Genomic DNA, 2,660 nt, shown 5'->3' with positions numbered 1-2,660 from the left:
GATGAAGAAGGCACGTACATCAAGACGAACAGCAATATTTTTAATCCGATGGAGCATCGCAAATATATGGATTTGGATGAGTTCGCGAACATTGATGGCGAAGTTCGACGCTTCATCGAAAAGGTGGATAAGCCGTTCAAGGGCACGATGGATGTATATTTTACGGATACGGCCTATTTCGCAGTTTCCGCGCTGGGTAGCAATCCGGTGGAGCAAAAGCTGCAAGGGTTGGTTAGTCCGATCCGTGTGGATGAGCCATTCATTTGGCTGCTTTATAAGTTGAAGTACATTGAGGGGAGAGAATCACAGTGAGTTATTCTACCTCTCATTTAATACAACAGCAGATGTACACACGGGAACGGCGTGGTATTTTCCGTTCTACGGAAGGCTTCGATACAGTGGCTAATTCCAAAGGATTGGATGCTTCTTTTATTAAAAAGGTGCTCCATCCCTTATGTGTATATGATGCGCCTGCTGCTTTGACGGCGCGTGGTGAGAAACAGGAAAGCGTCTATCCGGAAGCTATACATCTGGTACGGACGGAGTCCGGGGATGTAGTGCTTGGCCGCAGTATTTATAAGGCCGCGGATTTTACTGGGCTGCGGAGCGCCTTTTTCACGCACAACTATGTGATTCCAGCCGGACATGGTGAATCTCCGTCTGACTATAAGCAGTGGCTGAACACATCCTTTGTTGATACCTATGATATTGAGCAGGGAACGGATTTGCCGGAATTGGAGCGTCTACCGGGTGGAAGTGTATTTCCGGCTGTTGACCCGTCTACAGTGCTGACTCAATTACAGCTGAGCGAAGAAGTGTTCAAACAGCTTTTATACGCAGTCATGATGTCCGCAGCAGGTCGCAAAAAGGTATATGTAGCGCTGAATGTTCCTGTAGAAGCGGTCGGATCTTCAGCCAAGCAGCTACTGGGTGTGCTGTATGCGGCACTGCCTTATGCATTTCGTAACAGACTCGGATTTCTTACATATGCACAGGAACCGAACAGCAGAAAAGGCATTCACTTGATGTTCGTTGAGCCTTTTAGTTTGCGTCCCGGTGATCGGAATGTGGAAAAGGACTTTGTATTTGACCTGTCTAACCATAGTCGAATACTTAATGTGGATGCAGAGCAGGTGAGACAGCCGTATTTTGACTGGATTGTCCGTACGTTGCTGAATGGTGAGACGCCGGACGATTTCTTCAAATTTGCCGAGCAAATGCTGACAGGTATGGAGGCCGGGCGTGATTTGACGCCATCCAGCTATCATGAGCTCATTACGTTGTACAGAATTGAGCAGGGAGAGCGGGCATTATACAACGAACAACGAATCGCTGTGTTACGAAGCTTGACTGATTATTTATCGCCACCCGATGCGCTGCCACGTAAAATGAGGCTGAATGATCTGTTTCTGTCGTTTTTTGATCATGAATTTGATCGGGTGAAGGATGGATATATTCCAGACGTAGGTCTGGTCGATAGTTTCAAGGACTATTATAAAGTTCATGCACGCAGCAGCGAAAATCGGTTGGTGGAATATTTAATCCGTTCGCTAAACAATGCTTATACTGCCAGAAATACGGAAGCAGTTACGTATATTTATCATACGATTGAAGAAAATCCATCATTAGGCAAGGCATATTTTACGAAAGTGTTGGGTAATCCAGCACTTACAAAAATGCTGTTCATTCCCTACATGGACAGTCAGATGAAAAGAACACCGGATGCCAAGGGACTGCTGGCTGTTGTGCACGAATGGGGCAGTCGGTATATCGAAGTGTCGGCGAATGCCGATTTTCAGCTTTTGGCAGAATCTGCGCTAATGGGCAGACTGCGTGCCGAAAGAAAACCAGTAGAGGCTGTGGCTGCCATTCACCAACGCTTGTGTCAATGGGACAGCAGCTCTGCCGGAGGCAAACTGTCCCCGCTGGAGCAATCTGGACTAACAGAGCGCTTGCAGGAAGCGTCGGATCGGTATTTACTTACTGAAGTAGAGCTAAAAGAAATATCACCCGATCAGGTCGTACAGATTCCCTTTTTCACACGGCCCGATTTGGTGCAGTGGGTTGGAAAACTGCCTGCTCCTCTCAAGGGACAAGCAGTGCGATTGATTGCGGCTTACGATTGGTTTAATACGGAGGAACCGGAACCGTCGGTGCTGGACGGCCTGGAGCCTGGCGAAGTAGAAAAGGTACAGGATTGGGCTTATGGCTGGCTGCCCCAGCAGCTTGCGGAAGGCCATTTTGCCCGTCTGTTGCCTGCTTTCTATCGTTCTGACGGGCCGGGAGAAGGAATATTGGACTTCGCTCGCCTAGTCGGTTCGATCCGCAAATGGGCGAAGGATAACGATACGATGTACCGTTTTATCCGATGGTCAGAGGAACACCCCGAGTTTGCTACTCCACGTGGCGGTTTCGAACCGGCGTATCGACGTGCGCTACTTCTATTCTTCCAAAAGGAAGGACGAGAGGGATTGCACAAAAAAACGCTGTGGCGTCAATATTTTGAACCTGCAAAGCCTGCTTTTAAAAATTTCTATTTGGCAGCAAAGCGGGAGACGGACACGCCGTTGGTCAAAACACTTCGTCGTTTCCGTAAAGGTGGGGTGATTTCCGGGATTGTGCTGATTGTCATTGCAGGTACGCTAGGTGGCCTTAAAGCA

At 48.3% G+C, this 2,660-nt stretch carries 1 protein-coding gene and 1 pseudogene; both read left to right on the top strand.

The genetic code is table 11. The features are described from left to right. Positions 1-312 (top strand): annotated as a pseudogene (locus tag GRP75_RS23865) (hypothetical protein); the annotation flags it as partial. Further along, positions 309-2,660, top strand: a 2,352-nt coding sequence (locus GRP75_RS23860) for a GAP1-N2 domain-containing protein (RefSeq protein WP_160790556.1), incomplete at its 3' end; no start/stop codon positions are given. The pseudogene GRP75_RS23865 and the gene GRP75_RS23860, both read left to right, overlap by 4 nt.

It is taken from the genome of Paenibacillus sp. OT2-17 (assembly GCF_009827695.1).
Classification (GTDB): domain Bacteria; phylum Bacillota; class Bacilli; order Paenibacillales; family Paenibacillaceae; genus Paenibacillus; species Paenibacillus polymyxa_B.
Note: the sequence above shows the minus strand (reverse complement) of the source record. Positions and strands in the feature narration are given on the sequence as shown.